This is a genomic window from Amycolatopsis sp. PSD-21, assembly GCF_055561455.1.
In genome coordinates this window covers 8928675-8943326 of the sequence record NZ_CM145712.1, presented here as the reverse complement: position 1 = coordinate 8943326, position 14652 = coordinate 8928675, and the positions used below count along the sequence as shown (strand labels likewise).

The 14652-nt window shown below is 69.9% G+C and carries 19 protein-coding genes; 11 read left to right on the top strand and 8 right to left on the bottom strand.

The features are described from left to right. Window positions 1-8 precede the first annotated feature (8 nt). Window positions 9-257, bottom strand: coding sequence for a hypothetical protein (locus ACZ1DY_RS42115; protein WP_465483034.1), 249 nt, complete (start codon window positions 255-257; stop codon window positions 9-11). An 83-nt stretch (window positions 258-340) separates the two neighbouring features. After that, a complete protein-coding gene (locus tag ACZ1DY_RS42110; RefSeq protein WP_465483033.1) occupies window positions 341-1285 on the bottom strand; it encodes an esterase/lipase family protein in 945 nt (314 codons plus the stop codon). A 129-nt stretch (window positions 1286-1414) separates the two neighbouring features. Between ACZ1DY_RS42110 and ACZ1DY_RS42105 the strand changes: the two genes are divergently transcribed. The 7 genes from ACZ1DY_RS42105 (at window position 1415) to ACZ1DY_RS42075 (ending at window position 5777) form a co-directional block, all read left to right on the top strand. Then, window positions 1415-1576: a DUF4177 domain-containing protein gene (locus tag ACZ1DY_RS42105; RefSeq protein ID WP_005166970.1), complete on the top strand. Its 162-nt coding sequence runs from the start codon at window positions 1415-1417 to the stop codon at window positions 1574-1576. Between the two features lie 12 nt (window positions 1577-1588). Further along, window positions 1589-2044, top strand: a complete 456-nt coding sequence (locus tag ACZ1DY_RS42100; protein ID WP_257483249.1) for a RidA family protein — start codon at window positions 1589-1591, stop codon at window positions 2042-2044. Beyond that, window positions 2044-2673 (top strand): hypothetical protein, encoded by a 630-nt coding sequence (locus ACZ1DY_RS42095; RefSeq protein ID WP_125679756.1) that lies wholly within the window; start codon window positions 2044-2046, stop codon window positions 2671-2673. The genes ACZ1DY_RS42100 and ACZ1DY_RS42095 overlap by 1 nt, the downstream gene beginning before the upstream one ends. Before the next feature lie 38 nt (window positions 2674-2711). Next, window positions 2712-3860 carry a hypothetical protein gene (locus ACZ1DY_RS42090; RefSeq protein ID WP_465483032.1) on the top strand — a complete coding sequence of 383 codons (1149 nt, stop codon included), beginning with the start codon at window positions 2712-2714 and terminating at the stop codon, window positions 3858-3860. A gap of 89 nt (window positions 3861-3949) precedes the next feature. Further along, complete coding sequence (locus tag ACZ1DY_RS42085) at window positions 3950-4762, top strand: NUDIX hydrolase (protein WP_465483031.1); 813 nt, start codon at window positions 3950-3952, stop codon at window positions 4760-4762. Beyond that, a complete protein-coding gene (locus tag ACZ1DY_RS42080) occupies window positions 4759-5529 on the top strand; it encodes an MBL fold metallo-hydrolase (protein WP_465483030.1) in 771 nt (256 codons plus the stop codon). The genes ACZ1DY_RS42085 and ACZ1DY_RS42080 overlap by 4 nt, the downstream gene beginning before the upstream one ends. Beyond that, entirely contained in the window at window positions 5526-5777 is a 252-nt protein-coding gene (locus tag ACZ1DY_RS42075; RefSeq protein WP_034314716.1) for a glutaredoxin family protein, read from the top strand. Before ACZ1DY_RS42080 ends, ACZ1DY_RS42075 begins: the two co-directional genes overlap by 4 nt. Window positions 5778-6022: 245 nt before the next feature. On the opposite strand, the gene dnaN is transcribed toward ACZ1DY_RS42075, so the two are convergent. The 4 genes from dnaN to ACZ1DY_RS42055 form a co-directional block, all read right to left on the bottom strand. Next, window positions 6023-7087 (bottom strand): DNA polymerase III subunit beta, encoded by a 1065-nt coding sequence (dnaN, locus tag ACZ1DY_RS42070; protein ID WP_465483029.1) that lies wholly within the window; start codon window positions 7085-7087, stop codon window positions 6023-6025. 9 nt (window positions 7088-7096) lie between these two features. Next, window positions 7097-8359, bottom strand: coding sequence for an MFS transporter (locus ACZ1DY_RS42065; protein ID WP_465485787.1), 1263 nt, complete (start codon window positions 8357-8359; stop codon window positions 7097-7099). Between the two features lie 462 nt (window positions 8360-8821). Next, on the bottom strand, window positions 8822-9496 hold the full coding sequence (locus ACZ1DY_RS42060; protein ID WP_003081747.1) for a Crp/Fnr family transcriptional regulator: 675 nt from the start codon (window positions 9494-9496) through the stop codon (window positions 8822-8824). A 159-nt stretch (window positions 9497-9655) separates the two neighbouring features. Beyond that, a complete protein-coding gene (locus ACZ1DY_RS42055) occupies window positions 9656-9907 on the bottom strand; it encodes a hypothetical protein (protein WP_005166943.1) in 252 nt (83 codons plus the stop codon). 237 nt (window positions 9908-10144) lie between these two features. Between ACZ1DY_RS42055 and nth the strand changes: the two genes are divergently transcribed. The 4 genes from nth to ACZ1DY_RS42035 are packed head-to-tail and all read left to right on the top strand — an operon-like array spanning window position 10145 to window position 13316. Continuing rightward, on the top strand, window positions 10145-10828 hold the full coding sequence (gene nth / locus ACZ1DY_RS42050; protein WP_126730625.1) for an endonuclease III: 684 nt from the start codon (window positions 10145-10147) through the stop codon (window positions 10826-10828). Continuing rightward, on the top strand, window positions 10825-11421 hold the full coding sequence (locus ACZ1DY_RS42045; protein WP_465483028.1) for a TlpA family protein disulfide reductase: 597 nt from the start codon (window positions 10825-10827) through the stop codon (window positions 11419-11421). The genes nth and ACZ1DY_RS42045 overlap by 4 nt, the downstream gene beginning before the upstream one ends. Next, complete coding sequence (locus ACZ1DY_RS42040) at window positions 11418-12125, top strand: NUDIX hydrolase (protein WP_126730037.1); 708 nt, start codon at window positions 11418-11420, stop codon at window positions 12123-12125. Before ACZ1DY_RS42045 ends, ACZ1DY_RS42040 begins: the two co-directional genes overlap by 4 nt. A gap of 6 nt (window positions 12126-12131) precedes the next feature. Then, window positions 12132-13316, top strand: coding sequence for a MarP family serine protease (locus tag ACZ1DY_RS42035; protein WP_192744024.1), 1185 nt, complete (start codon window positions 12132-12134; stop codon window positions 13314-13316). On the opposite strand, the gene ACZ1DY_RS42030 is transcribed toward ACZ1DY_RS42035, so the two are convergent. Both ACZ1DY_RS42030 and ACZ1DY_RS42025 read right to left on the bottom strand, forming a co-directional pair. Then, entirely contained in the window at window positions 13313-13717 is a 405-nt protein-coding gene (locus tag ACZ1DY_RS42030) for a DnaJ family domain-containing protein (RefSeq protein ID WP_257483241.1), read from the bottom strand. The genes ACZ1DY_RS42035 and ACZ1DY_RS42030 overlap by 4 nt on opposite strands. After that, complete coding sequence (locus ACZ1DY_RS42025) at window positions 13714-14637, bottom strand: alpha/beta fold hydrolase (RefSeq protein ID WP_465483027.1); 924 nt, start codon at window positions 14635-14637, stop codon at window positions 13714-13716. Before ACZ1DY_RS42025 ends, ACZ1DY_RS42030 begins: the two co-directional genes overlap by 4 nt. Window positions 14638-14652 lie beyond the last annotated feature (15 nt).

Below are 14652 nucleotides of genomic sequence, written 5' to 3'. Positions count from 1 at the left end.
TTGAGCGATCAGCTCGCCAGCATCATGACGCCGAGCGCGGCCACGATGAGTCCCAGAAGACTCCAGGTCAGGACGCCGGGCAGCACCGTGAGCATCACCACACCGAGCAGCAGGAGGACGACGAAGGCCACCGCGCCGGTGATCGCGACCGTCCCCGAGCTGTCCGTGCGGTCCCGTGCCTTGGCCATGAGAACCAGCACCAGCGGCAGCCCGGCCGCGGCGAGCAGGACGGTCGCGACCACACGCCAGGTCTCCACGGGCCCACCGTATCGCCGCCGAACGCGCGTGAAGGCCCCCTTCCCTCGGCTCAGCCGAGGGAAGGGGGCCTTCACGCGCTTGGTCAGCTCCCGATGGGGGTCGCGGGCACGCAGGGGACCGGCTTCGCGTGCGCGGGGTCGAGCGCGTTGAGGACGTGCCCGGCCGCGTTCTTGTCGGCGGCGACGCCCGCGTGCTCGGCCAGGTCCAGCACACAGCCGTCCTGAAGCACGATGTTCTTCACGTTCGGCCCCTTGCCCATCCCGCTCGTGTACGGGATGACGGCCTCGTCGTAGCGGGTCATGATGTTCGTGTAGGTCACGCCCGGCTGGAAGACGCCGTTGCCGGACCGCAGCTTCGTGAGGAATTCCGAGCCGCGCAGGAACTGGCGGCACGAGCCGCAGGCCGGATCGAGGATGCCGTCGAACCCGGGCGCGAGTCCCAGCGCGGCGGCGAGCGCGTACAGATGCGAAGCGCCGAGCAAGGTCGTGCCGTCCCAGAGCGGGGTCAGGCTGACGTACTTGTCCACTTTGGACGCCCCGCCGAGGAACTTCACATAATAGGAAGGCATCAGCGTTCCCTCGGAATGGCCGAGGAGGTCCACCTTGGACGCGCCGGTCGCGCCGAGCACCTTGTCGACGAACGCCGAAAGCTCCTTCGCGCTCTGCTCCATCGGAAGGAGACCGCCGGGCTGGTAGACCGGCAGCGGTTTCCCGGGGATCCCGTAGGTCAGGGAGAAGACGCAGTACCCCTGGTTCTTGAGCAGCGGGGCGAACGTCTGCCAGTTCACCGTCTGGTTGGCGCCGAGGCCGTGGGTGAGCACCACCGGATTCGGATGGGCGTCGCTCGGACGGCAGCCGAAGTCGTTCGAGCCGGGCGGCGGGCCGCCGGGATTCGCCGCTTGCGCGGGCAGTGCCGCGGCCAGCGTCCACGGGACGGGGAGTTCCTCGTCGGCGTTCGCCGGTGAAGCGCAGATCAGGGCAAGGGCCGCGGCCAGGAAGGTGGCGGCGAGGGACTTCGTCGTCCGCATGTCGGCGTCCTATCTACTCCCGAGTAGGTGTGAAGTGAACCACATCGGCGGGAATTCGGCGAACCGGTCGCGAGAGGGTTTTCCGCATGTGTGTCGGGCGCGCTTGCCGGTTTGGCTACGCTCCCGGGCATGAGCGCCACCAAGTGGGAGTACGCGACCGTCCCCCTGTTGATCCACGCCACCAAGCAGATCCTCGACCAGTGGGGAGAGGACGGCTGGGAGCTCGTCACCGTGCTCCCGAACCCGACCGGCGAGCAGCACGTCGCCTACCTCAAACGAGCGAAGAACTGAGGGATTGAAGCCATGACCTGGAGCGATCGACTCGCCGAGCTCGGGATCGAGCTGCCAGCCGTCGCCGCCCCGCTGGCGGCCTATGTGCCGGCCGTCCGCACCGGTTCGCACGTCTACACGGCCGGCCAACTGCCCTTCGTGAAGGGTGAGCTCGAAGCGACCGGCAAGGTCGGCGCCGAGGTCAGCCCCGAAGAGGCGAAGCAGTACGCGCGGACGTCGATCCTCAACGCCCTCGCCGCGGTCGATTCGGTCGTCGGCATCGACAACGTCGTCCGGGTGGTCAAGGTCGTCGGTTTCGTGGCGTCAGCGGAGGGCTTCACCGGTCAGCCCGCGGTGATCAACGGCGCGTCCGAGCTGCTCGGCGAGGTCTTCGGCGAGGCGGGTATCCACGCCCGCTCGGCCGTCGGGGTCGCCGAGCTGCCGATCGGGGCGCCGGTCGAGATCGAACTGATCGTGGAGGTGAAGTGATGGACCCGGACATCGAACGGTCCTCGCACGAGCTCCTGCTCCGGCTGGCCGGACGGCTGCCGGACCAGCTCTTGTGGCGGTTCCGTGACTGGCTGGGCGAAGGCGCGATGGGCACCCTCGCGCGGACCCTGCCCAGGTCTTTGCTTAAGCACAGGATCGACCTGGATCAAACGGAGTATCGCCTGCTAGTCGCCGGGCTCATCCCTCACGGAGCCGACTGGCATCAGGTGAGTTCCACCCTGGGGGTAGACGACGTCACCGAGACCAGGTACACATTCACGCAGAGTGCGCCCGAATGGGTGAACTCCGTCGACTCTGTGTCCGTATTGATCCACGCAACGTTGCGGGGACGGCCGGATGTGGGTGAAGTGCGGCAAAGCTGGCGACACCTCGGTGTGGTCGGCGAGGGTGGGGCGAAACGAGTCCTCCTGGTCACGGCGCTGAACGGGCTGCCGAGGCTGACCGGCGAACTGCAGCGCGTCCTGCGCGTGCTGGGTGACGAGGAGCCCGGCGTCGAGGTTCTCCCGCCGAGCATCGACCTCACCGGCTACCACCGCACCGCGCTCGCCAACTCCGAGCTGGTCTGTGTGGGCGCGGTGGACACGGGAAGTCGGCTGGTCGCCGCTTAACGCTCGCTCCACCAGGCGAGCCGGGAGGGAGCAGAGCAATGGTGGAGGTCCACGACGGCCCGCCCATGGACGGGTTCTCGGTGCCCCTGCGCCTGCACAACCTGTTACTGGCCCTGGCGGGTCGTATCGACGACAGTGCTTTGACCGAAGCGCGTGAGCTGATCGCGCGTGCGCACATCGACGAAGCGGTGGAGCTCACCACCGGCACCTTGATCGCGGGGAAGATCCCGGTGAGCTCGGCCGAACAGCGTGAACTCGCGCTCGTCCTCGAGATGAGCAGGTCCGACGCCACCCTGGCGAACGACCTGCTGGTCGTCGAGGAGGACGAGCCGGTGCTCACCCACCGGTTCACCGGTGAGAACCAGCCCGAATTCGGCCTCGCCGAGGCGCTCGACCGCACCCTGCAGGTGCTGCCGGACGTCCGCTCGGTGCACGCGGTGTGGCGGAACACGCCGGCGGGCAGTGTGCCCGGCGCGCTGCCGCAGCGGGTGGTCCTGGTCGAGATCGGCCCGGAGGGCAACCCGCCCGCCGTCGCGTTCCGCGTGGACACCGCGCTTCGCCGCGCGGGGATCCGTTCGGTCGTCGAGGTCGCGGGACCCGGCGTCGCGCGGTCCGCGTACCACCAGGCCGCGTCGTCGGCCGCGAGTCCTGTCTGGGTCACCGGGAGTACCCACTCCAGTGACTTTCGGTCCGAGCCGGTGACCCCGCCGCCCGCTCCCGCCCCGGCTCCCGAGCCGGTCAAGGAGCAGCCGAGCAGGCACGGGCTTCGGCCGGTCGGCAGCGGGAGCCACGAACCGGTCGAGCCGATCGCGCCGGTGGTGCCAATCGTGCAGCAGGCGCCCGCGGCGACGTCGTCGTCCTCGTCTTCGTCGGAGCCGGCCTCGCCGCGCAAGTCGCGGGCGGAGACCCGCGCCGAGCGCACGGCGGACCTGACACCGGCCGAAGTGGCGCAGCTGCGCCAGGCGCTCAAGGAGGACCCCGAAAAGGGCCGCGAGATCGCCACGGGCAAGCCGAGCATGCACGAGGTCGTCGAGCTGCCCGCTCTCGACCTCGACGACCCCAGCCTGAGCGAGCGCGACCGCGCGCTCCTGCGTGAGCTGCACGCCGAGCTCGCCGAACGGGAGCGCGCCGAAGCGGCGAAGATCCGGCTGAACGGTGCTTCGCGCAGCAGCGGCTGGTCTTCCTGACCTGTTTTGAGCATTTCGTCCTCTGGATGCGGTGGTTGCACGCGCAACTACCGCATCCAGAGGACGAATTGCGATGTTAGGTTGCGAGGGTGGCTGAAGAACTGACATTCGACATCCCGGTGGGGGCCGGAGTGGGCACCCGCGCCAACGCCGACGGTGAGCCGGTGACGCCCAAGGACGCGGCGACCGTGATCCTCCTCCGGGACGGCGCCGACGGCGTCGAGGTCTTCCTGCAGCATCGGGTGAAGGGCATGCCGTTCGCGGGCGGGATGACCGTCTTCCCCGGTGGCGGCGTGGATTCCCGCGATGTCGACACCTCCGTCAGCTGGGCGGGCCCCAAGCCGGCGTGGTGGGCGGAACGCTTCGGCTGCGACGAGTCGCTCGCCCGCGCCCTGGTGTGCGCGGCCGTGCGGGAGACGTTCGAGGAGTCGGGTGTGCTGCTAGCGAGCGTCGGGGACGCCGTGGTCACCGATACGACGCCCTACCACGACGCCCGCGCGAAGCTGGTTTCCCGCGAGCTCTCGCTCGCCGCGTTCCTCGAAGCCAACGGCCTGACGTTGCGCGCGGATCTGCTGCGCCCGTGGGCGAACTGGGTCACCCCGCCGCAGGAGCCGCGCCGCTACGACACCTGCTTCTTCGTCGCCGTGCTGCCCGAGGGGCAGGAGGCGGACGGCGCCACCTCCGAGGCCGTCAGCTCCGGCTGGCAGCGGCCCGAGGAGGCCATCGCCGATGCCAAGGAGGGGCGCCGCATGCTCATGCCACCGACCTGGATGACGCTTTCGGAACTGGGCGAGTTCGACTCGGCGGCCGCGGCCCAGGCCGCCGAACGCGAGATCTCGAAGATCATGCCGACGCTGGTGCGCGAAGGTGACAAGGTCCGCGTCGTCCTGGACCCGGCATGAACGCCCCCGCGTACGGTGTGCTGCGCCAGGTGACGCCGACGGCTTCCGTGCTGCTGGAGCACAATCCGTCGTCGATGACGTTGGAGGGCACCAATTCCTGGGTGCTGCGCGGGCCCGGCGCGGCTGGCTCCGTGGTCGTCGACCCGGGGCACGAGGACATCGAGCATCTGACGCTGCTGGCGGAGACCGGCGCCGTCGAACTGATCGTCCTGACCCACCACCACCCCGACCACGCCGAGGGCGCGCCCTGGTTCGCCGAGCGAGTCGGCGCTCCGGTGCGGGCCTTCGACGAGTCGCTCTGCGTCGGCGGGAAGTCCCTTGTGGACGGCGAAGTGATCGAGGCGGGCGGCGTCCGGCTGTCGGTGCTGCACACGCCCGGCCACACCGGCGACTCGATCTGCCTGGTGTCCGACGGGCAGATCCTGACCGGCGACACCATCCTCGGCCGCGGCACCACCGTGCTGCACGACCTCGGCGACTACCTGCGCTCGCTGCGGAAGCTCATCGGCCTGCCCGGCGGCACCATCGGCCTGCCGGGACACGGCCCCGAACTGCCCGACCTGGCCGCGACCGCGCGCGAATACCTGGCGCACCGGGAAGAACGGCTCGACCAGGTGCGTTCGGCACTGGAGAAGCTCGGTGCGGACGCCACCCCGCGCCAGGTGGTCGAGGTCGTCTACGCCGACGTCGACAAGGCTTTGTGGGCGCCCGCCGAATGGAGCGTGCAGGCGCAGTTGGACTACCTGAGGTCGGAGGACGGCGAATGAGTGACGTCGAGGTCGAGTTCTACTGGCGCCCCGGATGCGGGTTCTGCGCCGCGCTGGAACGGCCGCTGTCGAAGAGCGGTTTCAAGGTGAAGCGGGTCAACATCTGGGAGGACCCGGACGCCGCCGCGCGGGTGCGTTCCGTGGCGAACGGGAACGAGGTCGTGCCGACGGTCTTCGTGGGCTCGAAGGCGATGGTGAACCCTTCGTTCGGTGAGATCGAGGCCGCGGTGAAGGCCGCTTCCGCCTAGGTCGTTCGGTACGGGGCGACGCGTCGAGTTGGGCGGCTTGGCCGGTGTCGCGAAAGCCACTTTCGGGACACCTGGTGTCGCGAAAGTGGCTTTCGCGACACCTGACGAAGGGGAGGCGGTCGTCCTTCTCGGCATGCCTCGCGCTCACCTCTACCGTGTTGCGAAAGCCACTTTCGCAACCTTCAACGTTGCGAAAGTGGCTTTCGCAACACGCGCCACGGCATGGGTCCCTTGTGGAGCCAGCGTCAGCGCGCCAGCATCGGCATCACGTAGTACGTCAGCTCCACATCTCCCGGCTCCACCGCCCGGATGACGCAAGCCCGCATCCCTGGCTGGATCTCCAGCCGCACCCGTTCCCCGGTGAAACCCTGCAGCGCGTCCAGCAGGTAGCGCGCCTGGAACGAAGGTGACGTCCGGCCGCCCGAAACCTCGGCCTTCAAGGTCTCTTCGGCCTCCCCGGTGTCCTGCTTCGAACTGGCCAGCCGGAGGTGCGAATCGCCGACCTCGAGCGTCAGCACCCGGCGATCATCGGCGTAGACGCCCACCCGGCGCACGGCGGCGGCCAGCGCGTCGGCGGCGACCTCGACCGTGGTGTCCACAGTGGACGATTCGATCAGCTTCTCCGACAGGAATCCCGCGTCGAGCACGGCGGTGGTGACGGTGACGCCGGCCCAGCTCAGCCCGAAGCGGGTCTTGTCACCATGCAGGCCGACGACGCCGCGTGCCTGCTTCGCCGTCTCCGCGAGCAGGCCCGCCGGGACGAGCGCGTCGATCGGCTCACCTTCGGACCGCAAAGGCAGGGTGGCCACGGCCATCCGGTACCGGTCGGACGCCGTCAGCCGCAGCTCGCGGCTGAAGCTCTGTACCCGGACGCCGGTGAACATCGGCAGCGCGTCGTCCTTCGCCGCCGTGCCCGCGACCGTGCGCAACGCGGTCGCCAGCGCGTGACCGTCCACTTCGGACACCTTCGGCGGCATGTCCGGCAGTTCCAATTCGCGGCTCAGTAGGGGAAGCGCGTAACGGCCACCCTCCACCCGCACCGCCAGCCGCGAACCCTCGACGACCAGGCGCACCAGGTCGTCGTCGAGCATGCGCAACGTCTCCGCGAGCGGCCCGGCGGGGACGAGGACCTCACCGTCGGTGTGGACCATGGCGTCACTGGTCAGGAGTACCGCCCGCTCACTGTCGCTGCCGCCGACGGTCAGCCCGTCCTTCCCGGCGCGCAGGAGCAGGCCGGAGCGGGCCGACAGCAGCCGGGCGGCGGCGGAGACGGCGGACGAGAGGGAGCGGGTGGCGGCAGTCAGGTCCATGCCCGCAAGCTAGCGGGCGGCACCGACAAGTTCGGGGGCTTCGGCGACGGCTCCGGCCGGCCGCGGGCGGAAGGTGCCGCGCAGCAGCCACACCACCGCGGCGAGCGCGAACCCGACACCGCCGGCGGCGAGGAACGCCGCTTCGTGTCCGGCGTGCTCGACGAGGTAGCCGCTGATCGACTGCCCGAACGCGAGACCGAGGGTCACCGCGGTGAGCACCCAGCCGAACGCCTCGGCCGCCGTGCCCTTCGGCGCGGCGATCTCGATGGCCGCCGAGTGCGTCGTCGACTGCGGCGTGATGAGCGCGCCCGCGGCGAGCATGGCGAGCGCGAGGCCCCAGAGCGATCCGGGCAGCGCGAGCAGCGCCACCAGCGCGCCGAATCCGGCCAGCAGCACCGGCAGCCGCAGGCCCATCTGACGCGGCCACGGGCGCAGGCTGTACGCGACGCCGAACGCGACCGAGCTGACCGACCAGGCCGAGAGCAGCAGACCGCCGATGGAGGTGTTCCCGGCCTCGGTGGCGGCCGCCGGGACGGCGACCTCGACGAACCCGATCACGGCGCCGAAGCCCAGCGCGGCGATCGCGAGCGTGCGCATCCCGGGGCTGGCCAGCGCGCCGAGCAGTTTGCCGCCCGTCGACGGCGACGGCCCCCACGCGCGCACGGTCGGGCTCAGCGCGAACAGCACGGCGCCCGCGATCATGGTCAGCGAGCCGGTCACGATGCCTGTCCCCGCCCACGGCGCGGCGATCAGCAGCCCCGCGAACCCGGGGCCGAGGATGAAGAAGACCTCCATGGAGATCGCCTCGTACGAGAACGCGGCGTTCCGCGTCGGCCCGGCGGGCAGCAGGCGTGTCCACAGCGCCCGCGAGGCCGAACCGACCATCGGCTCCGTGATCCCGGTGCCGAAGGCGAGCGGGACCAGCACGAGGGTCGGCGCGTGCGCCTCGATCGCGAACACCAGCGCCGTCATCGCCAGCGCGAAAAGCACGGTGGTGGTCAGCAGCGGCCTGGTCGGACCGAAGCGGTCGATGAGCCGTCCCTGCACGACCGCGCCCACGGAGACGCCCACCAGCGACCCGGCCGACACCAGTCCGGCCGCGGCGAAGGAGCCCGTCTCGCGCTGGACGTAGAGCAGCGCGGAGATGCCGATCATCGCGATCGGCAGGCGGGCGAGCAGGGACGCGATCACCGCCCCACGGGATCCGGGCGCGGTCAGCGCGGCCCGGTAGTCGGCGAGGGAGGTGCGGTGGCTCTCGGCGGAAGCGGACACAGACTGGGACACGCGTACCAGTATGAACACTTTGGTACGCGAGTACCAGTTCCTCGGCGGTAAGTTTGGTCACCACCGGTTTTGGGTACTACGGGGGTCGAAGCACTCCAGTTCGTCACGATCGGGTAACAGTCGGCCGATTCTGGGTCATTCGGGGCAACAAATCGACGCGTTCGGCGTCCTTGAGAGTGAAAGAGCTTGAGTTCACGGCCGATGGCCGTGGATGGTTGTACGACAATCACACAGTCTCCAGCTCCCTCCGGCGTACGGGTCGGGGCCTTGTTCCGGAGGGCGGGGAGCGCGGATCGTCGGGGGATGGTCCGCGCACAGCGAAGAGCCGGTGCGCCACGTCGGGGGTGGCGCCCGGCTCTTCGTTGTGTCGGGCACTGCGTCGAGCACTAGTACGTGAAGGCCCCCTTCACTGCGTCTAGCGCAATGAAGGGGGCCTTCACGTACTTGAAATCAACGGGCGCGGCGGGCCAGGCGCTCGGGGTCCAGGATCAGGACGCTCTTGCCCTCCAGCCGCAGCCAGCCACGGTGCGCGAAGTCGGCGAGAGCCTTGTTCACGGTCTCGCGCGAGGCGCCGACGTACTGGGCGATCTCTTCCTGCGTCAGGTCGTGCGTGACCCGCAGCAGGCCGGCCTCCTGGCTGCCGAAGCGCTGCGCCAGCTGCAGCAGCGCACGTGCCACACGGCCGGGGACGTCGGTGAAGATCAGCTCGGCGACCATGTTGTTCGTCCGGCGCAGCCGTCGGGCGACCACCCGCAGTAACTGCTCGGCGATCTCCGGGCGGGTGGAGATCCACTGCCGCAGCGCCGGGCGGTCCATCGTCACCGCGCGGACCTCGGTCACGGTCGTCGCGCTGGACGTCCGCGGGCCGGGGTCGAAAATGGACAGCTCGCCGAACATGTCGGACGGGCCGAAGATGCCGAGCAGGTTCTCGCGGCCGTCGGGTGACTTGCGGCCGATCTTCACCTTGCCGGACTGGATGATGTAAAGCTTGTCGCCGGGTTCACCCTCGTTGAAGATGACATGCCCGCGAGGGAACTCCACGGATTCCAAGGTCTGTGCCAGCGCCTCGGCGGCTGCCGGCTCAACACCCTGGAAAATGCCCGCTCGGGCCAGGGTTTCGTCCACCTCGGGTGCCTCCTCATCGAGATACGACGTCGATCCTCATTCTGCCGAGGACCGTGTCGTCGATCACTTTTCGCGTCAGTCTAGGTCGTGCGCGCGAGATCGCTCGTCGGCACGCCGAACGCGCGGGCGGCCGGGAACGATCTCGCTCGAACGTGGAGCCTAACTCCGCACGCGTCGCGCGCGAAGCCTGGCCGCCTTCCCGCCCAGCCTGCGCAGCCGGAAAAGCTCGAGCGCGCGCCCGATGCCGTGCCCGTAGAGGGCCCTGACCTCGTTGGGCTGAGCCTGCTCGAGGAACTCCTCGACCTCGTTCTCCTGCACCGCGACGTGCTTGAGCCTGGTCTCCACGCGTTCCATGAACAGCGCGAAGAACATGATCACCAGGGGGACCAGGATGACGAACCAGACGGTCATGAGCCCTGCCCAGGGAATTCGGAAAAGTTGTGCATTACTCCAGATCCTCGCTCATGGCGTCCTCGATCGAAGCGCCGAGGTGGTGCTCTGGCGTGTCGGCCGTCGACCGGCGGGTGCTCCCACTGGCTCGCCCGATGGCGCCCGTAGGCTATCGGGGTGCCTCCTGCCCCTGCCAATGCCCCCCGTGCGGGGGGCAAGGGTGAAAGCCGGCTCGCATTGGTGAGACGCGCCAGGCGGATGAAGCGTTGCCTCGACGACGAGTTCCCGGACGCGCACTGTGAGCTTGACTTCACCACTCCGCTCGAATTGCTGGTCGCGGTCGTGCTTTCGGCGCAGACCACCGACGTCCGCGTGAATCAGGTCACGCCCGCCCTCTTCGCCCGCTATCGGACGGCCGCCGATTACGCCGGCGCCGACCGCGCCGAACTCGAGGAGTACCTCCGGCCGACGGGGTTCTTCCGCGCCAAGGCGAACTCGGTGATGGGGCTGGGCGCGGCGCTGGTGGAGCGCTACGACGGCGAAGTGCCCGGCAAGCTGAAGGATCTGGTCACGCTGCCGGGTGTCGGCCGCAAGACGGCCAACGTCGTCCTCGGCGACGCCTTCGGCGTTCCCGGGATCACCGTCGACACCCACTTCGGCCGTCTCGTCCGCCGCTGGGGCTGGACCGAGGAGGAAGACCCGGTCAAGGTCGAGCACGCCGTCGGCGAGCTGATCCCGCGCAAGGAGTGGACGCTCCTGTCGCACCGGACGATCTTTCACGGCCGCCGCGTGTGCCACGCCCGCAAACCCGCCTGTGGCGCCTGTCCGCTGGCCAAGATGTGTCCCTCGTACGGAATCGGCCCGACGGAGTTCGAAGAGGCCGCGAAGCTGGTCAAGGGCGAAGAACGCGAGCACATCCTCGAACTGGCGGCCCGCCGGTGACCAGGGTCACCAAACTGGCCCTCGGCGCCGCCGTGCTGGTGGTGGCCCTGATCGTCGCGCTGCTCACGACGCGTGACGGCCAAGCGCCCGCCAAGACGTCGGGGGATCTCACGGCCGCGCGCGCGAAGGCCGCCCTCGCCCCCTGCCCGCCGCCTGGGCCGGGCGAGGTGGCGAAGCTGCGCGGAGTGGACGTCGAATGCCTCGGCGACGGCTCCCGCGTCGACCTCGCGAAGGTGGTCTCGGGCGGTCCAGTGCTGGTCAACCTGTGGGCGTCGTGGTGCGAGCCGTGCCGCGCCGAACTGCCGTTGCTCCAGCAGTACGCGGCGTCGCCCGGTGCCGCGCGCGTGCTCCTCGTCCAGGTCGCGAGCTCCGGGGCCGACGGGCTTGCGCTGCTGACCGAACTGGGGGTCCGGTTGCCGTCGGTGTTCGACGGTGACGGTCAGTCGGGGCCGGTGCGGACGGCACTGAAGGTCCCTTCCTCCCTCCCGGCGACGTACCTGGTCACGGCGGGCGGCGACGTCCGGCTCATCGAGAACCCACGCGTCTTCCTGAACACTGACCAGGTGCGCGCCGCTGTGGAAGGGACACCATGACCGGCCCCCTCGTGGATCCGGAGGCCGTGCCCGCCTGGTTGCAGCCGCTGGTCAAGATCAGCGGCGAGATCGGCGCGGACGCGTTCAGCCGGTTCAGCGTGCCGCGGGACGCGACCTACCGGTCCGCGTCCGTCTTGATGCTCTTCGGCGAAGGCCCGCAGGGTCCCGACGTCCTGCTCCAGCGCCGCGCCGACACGCTCGGTTCGCACGCCGGTCAGGTCAGCTTCCCCGGCGGTGGCGCCGAACCGGAGGACGGCGGGCCGGTCGGCACCGCGTTGCGCGAGGCGGAGGAGGAGACCGGCGTCGAACCTTCGGGAGTGCTGCCGGTAGCGGTCTTCCCGGAGCTTTTCGTGCCGGTGTCGAGCTTCGCCGTGACGCCGGTGCTCGCCTACTGGCGGACGCCGTCGCCGGTGCACGCCGTCGATCCCGGCGAGACCGCGGCGGTGGCCAGGGTGCCGATCGCCGAGCTCACCGACCCGGCCAACCGATTCCAGGTCAAACGCGCGGGCTACGACTGGAAGGGGCCCGCGTTCGACGTCGGCGGGATGTTCGTCTGGGGGTTCACGGGCGGCCTGCTGGCGATGACGCTGTCGCTCGGCGGCTGGGAACGGGACTGGGACCGAGGCGACGTCCGGGAGCTTGACGTAGCGTTGGCCGAACATCAGGCGCGGGTCGACGGGCGGCAAGTGCCGGAGAAGGAGTAGGCGCCGGTGAACTGGGTCGACGTACTGGTGATCCTCCTCGCGCTGCTGGCGGGCGTGTCCGGCGCGTTCCAAGGGGTGATCATCGCCCTCCCCTCGCTGGTCGGGGTGGTGCTCGGCGCGCTCGCCGGGATAAAGATCGCGCCGCTGATCGTCGAACTCTTCCAGCATCCGGCGGCGAAGGTCGCCTTCGCGGTGGCCACCGTGGTGTTCCTGGTCGCGCTCGGCGAGACCCTCGGGGTCTGGGCCGGCCGGAGACTGCGGCAGAAGATCAACCCGGACAAGCTTTCCGGCGTCGACAAGACGCTCGGCGCGGTCGTTCAGGCCGCCGTGGTGTTCGTGGTCGCGTGGCTGATCGCGACGCCGCTGACGGCCGTCTCGGGCGTGCCGGGGCTGGCGAAGTCGATCAACAGCTCGGTCGTGCTCGGCGAAGTGAACAACGTGATGCCGGAAGCGGCGCAGGGCTTCCCGAGCGAACTGCGCAAACTGCTGGACGCGTCCGGCTTCCCGTCCATTGTGGACCCGTTCCAGAAGCCGAACGTCGAGGACACCAGCCCGCCGGACACCGCGCTGCAGGCGAGCGCGATCGTCAAACAGGTGCACCGCAGCGTGGTGAAGATCCGCGGCAACGCGACCTCGTGCTCGCGGGCGCTGGAGGGCAGCGGATTCGTCGTCGCGCCGCAGCGGGTGATGACGAACGCGCACGTCGTCGCGGGGACCGACGAGGTCGCCATCGAATCGACTTCCGGCAAGTTCCCGGCCAGGGTCGTCTACTTCGACCCCGAGGCCGACGTGGCCGTGCTCGCGGTGCCGCGGCTCCAGGCGCCCGTCCTGCCGTTCACGCCGCGGGTCGCGCGGGCGGGAGACAACGCGATCGTGCTCGGCTACCCGCTCGACGGCCCGTACACCGCGACGCCCGCCAGAGTGCGCGGCCGGATCAACCTGCGCGGACCGGACATCTACGAGGCGAACACCGTGCAGCGGGACGTGTTCACCGTGCGCGGGCAGGTGCGCAGCGGTAACTCGGGCGGGCCGATGATCAATCCCGAGGGCGAGGTCATCGGGGTGGTCTTCGGTGCGGCCGTCGAGGATCCGGAGACCGGGTTCACGCTGACGTCGGAGCAGGTGCGGCCGGTGGTGGAGACGGCCCCGGCGCTGAGCGCGAACACGTCGACGGGGCCCTGCGCGAACTAGCGGCCTTCGCGCCAGGAGGCCAAGACCTCGTCCACGTCCAGCGGCCGTGCCCGCAGCACCGGACCTCCGGCCGGACGCCGGTGCTCGGCGCGGATCCGTTCGTTCAGGTCCTCGACGATCTCCCGCACCCGCGCCTCACGACGCACCTTCGCGAGGGTGTCCGGTAGGTCGTCGAGCTCCTTCGCGATCGCCAGCGAAGGCGGCAGCAGCGCCGAAACGTCGTGGCCCTCGGCGCGGACCTTGTTCACCACCCAGGACAGGGCGGTGTCCTTGCCGTCCGTCTTCGGCAGCGGTTTTCCCGCGCCGGGCAGGTCGTCGAACTCGCCCTTCGCCTCCGCGGCGCTGATCTGCCGGTCCACCCAGGACTCGAACGACACGCCCGTCGGTTTTCGCTCGGTCATGTTTCCAAGATACGGAAGAAGTCCAGTAGCGCGGCCGACGTGCGCTCCGGGGCCTCCAGATGCGGGAAGTGCCCGATGCCGGGCCAGCGTTCGAGACGGGCGTCCGGGGCCCAGCGGCGCGACGCCGCCGCCGTTTCGGGCAGGACACACCGGTCGTCCTCGCCGTGCAGTTGCAGCACGCGGGGAGCGAAGCGGTCTTGCAGTGCTTCGCGGAACCGGCGGCCTTCGCCGCGGAACTGGGCGCGGAACGCCCATCGGTAGTACTCGAGCGCGCTGTGCGGCACTCCCTGCACCAGCATCGCCTGCCGGAACGTCCGCACCGTCTCGGTGAAGTCGGAGGTGTTCGTCCACTGTGGACCGGACCAGGCACGGAAGAGCTCTTCGACGGCGAGCGCGTCGTCCTTGACCAGCCATTTTTCCGGCGCCATCGGCACCTGGAAACGGAACAGATGGCCCGAAGCACGCAGCTGCCCCGGCCGCCGGACGGCCCGGCGCAACGCCAGCGGATGCGCGCCGCCCAGCACGCTGACCGACGCCACCAGCCGCGGATGCAGCGCGCCGACCGTCCACGCGAGCATGCCGCCCCAGGCATGTCCGACGAGATGGGCCTTGCGCGCGCCGAGCGACTTGATCAGCCCGCCGACGTCGCCGGCGAGCGTCCAGGCGTCGTAGCCGCGCGGGGGTTTGTCGGAGTCGCCATAGCCGCGCAGATCGACCGCGACCACGCGGAAACCGGCGCCGGCGAGCGCCCTCAGCTGGTGATGCCAGGCCCACCAGAACTCGGCGAACCCGTGCAGCAGCACGACCAGCGGCCCGTCGCCGAGTTCGGCGACGTGCAGCCGGATGCCGTTCGCCGAGACGTCACGATGAGTCCACGGACCGTCGATCCGGACGATCGACGGATCCGGTGTCGCCTGCACCGACTCGAAGACTTC

Bases quoted from the DNA above. Each gene is read 5' to 3' on its own strand.
- ACZ1DY_RS42075 (WP_034314716.1), top strand. From the start codon at position 5,526: ATGAGTGACGTCGAGGTCGAGTTCTACTGGCGCCCCGGATGCGGGTTC.
- dnaN (WP_465483029.1), bottom strand. From the start codon at position 7,087: ATGGACCTGACTGCCGCCACCCGCTCCCTCTCGTCCGCCGTCTCCGCC.
- ACZ1DY_RS42080 (WP_465483030.1), top strand. From the start codon at position 4,759: ATGAACGCCCCCGCGTACGGTGTGCTGCGCCAGGTGACGCCGACGGCT.
- ACZ1DY_RS42100 (WP_257483249.1), top strand. From the start codon at position 1,589: ATGACCTGGAGCGATCGACTCGCCGAGCTCGGGATCGAGCTGCCAGCC.
- ACZ1DY_RS42090 (WP_465483032.1), top strand. From the start codon at position 2,712: ATGGTGGAGGTCCACGACGGCCCGCCCATGGACGGGTTCTCGGTGCCC.
- ACZ1DY_RS42095 (WP_125679756.1), top strand. From the start codon at position 2,044: ATGGACCCGGACATCGAACGGTCCTCGCACGAGCTCCTGCTCCGGCTG.
- ACZ1DY_RS42055 (WP_005166943.1), bottom strand. From the start codon at position 9,907: ATGACCGTCTGGTTCGTCATCCTGGTCCCCCTGGTGATCATGTTCTTC.
- ACZ1DY_RS42110 (WP_465483033.1), bottom strand. From the start codon at position 1,285: ATGCGGACGACGAAGTCCCTCGCCGCCACCTTCCTGGCCGCGGCCCTT.
- nth (WP_126730625.1), top strand. From the start codon at position 10,145: ATGAAGCGTTGCCTCGACGACGAGTTCCCGGACGCGCACTGTGAGCTT.
- ACZ1DY_RS42030 (WP_257483241.1), bottom strand. From the start codon at position 13,717: ATGACCGAGCGAAAACCGACGGGCGTGTCGTTCGAGTCCTGGGTGGAC.
- ACZ1DY_RS42040 (WP_126730037.1), top strand. From the start codon at position 11,418: ATGACCGGCCCCCTCGTGGATCCGGAGGCCGTGCCCGCCTGGTTGCAG.
- ACZ1DY_RS42105 (WP_005166970.1), top strand. From the start codon at position 1,415: ATGAGCGCCACCAAGTGGGAGTACGCGACCGTCCCCCTGTTGATCCAC.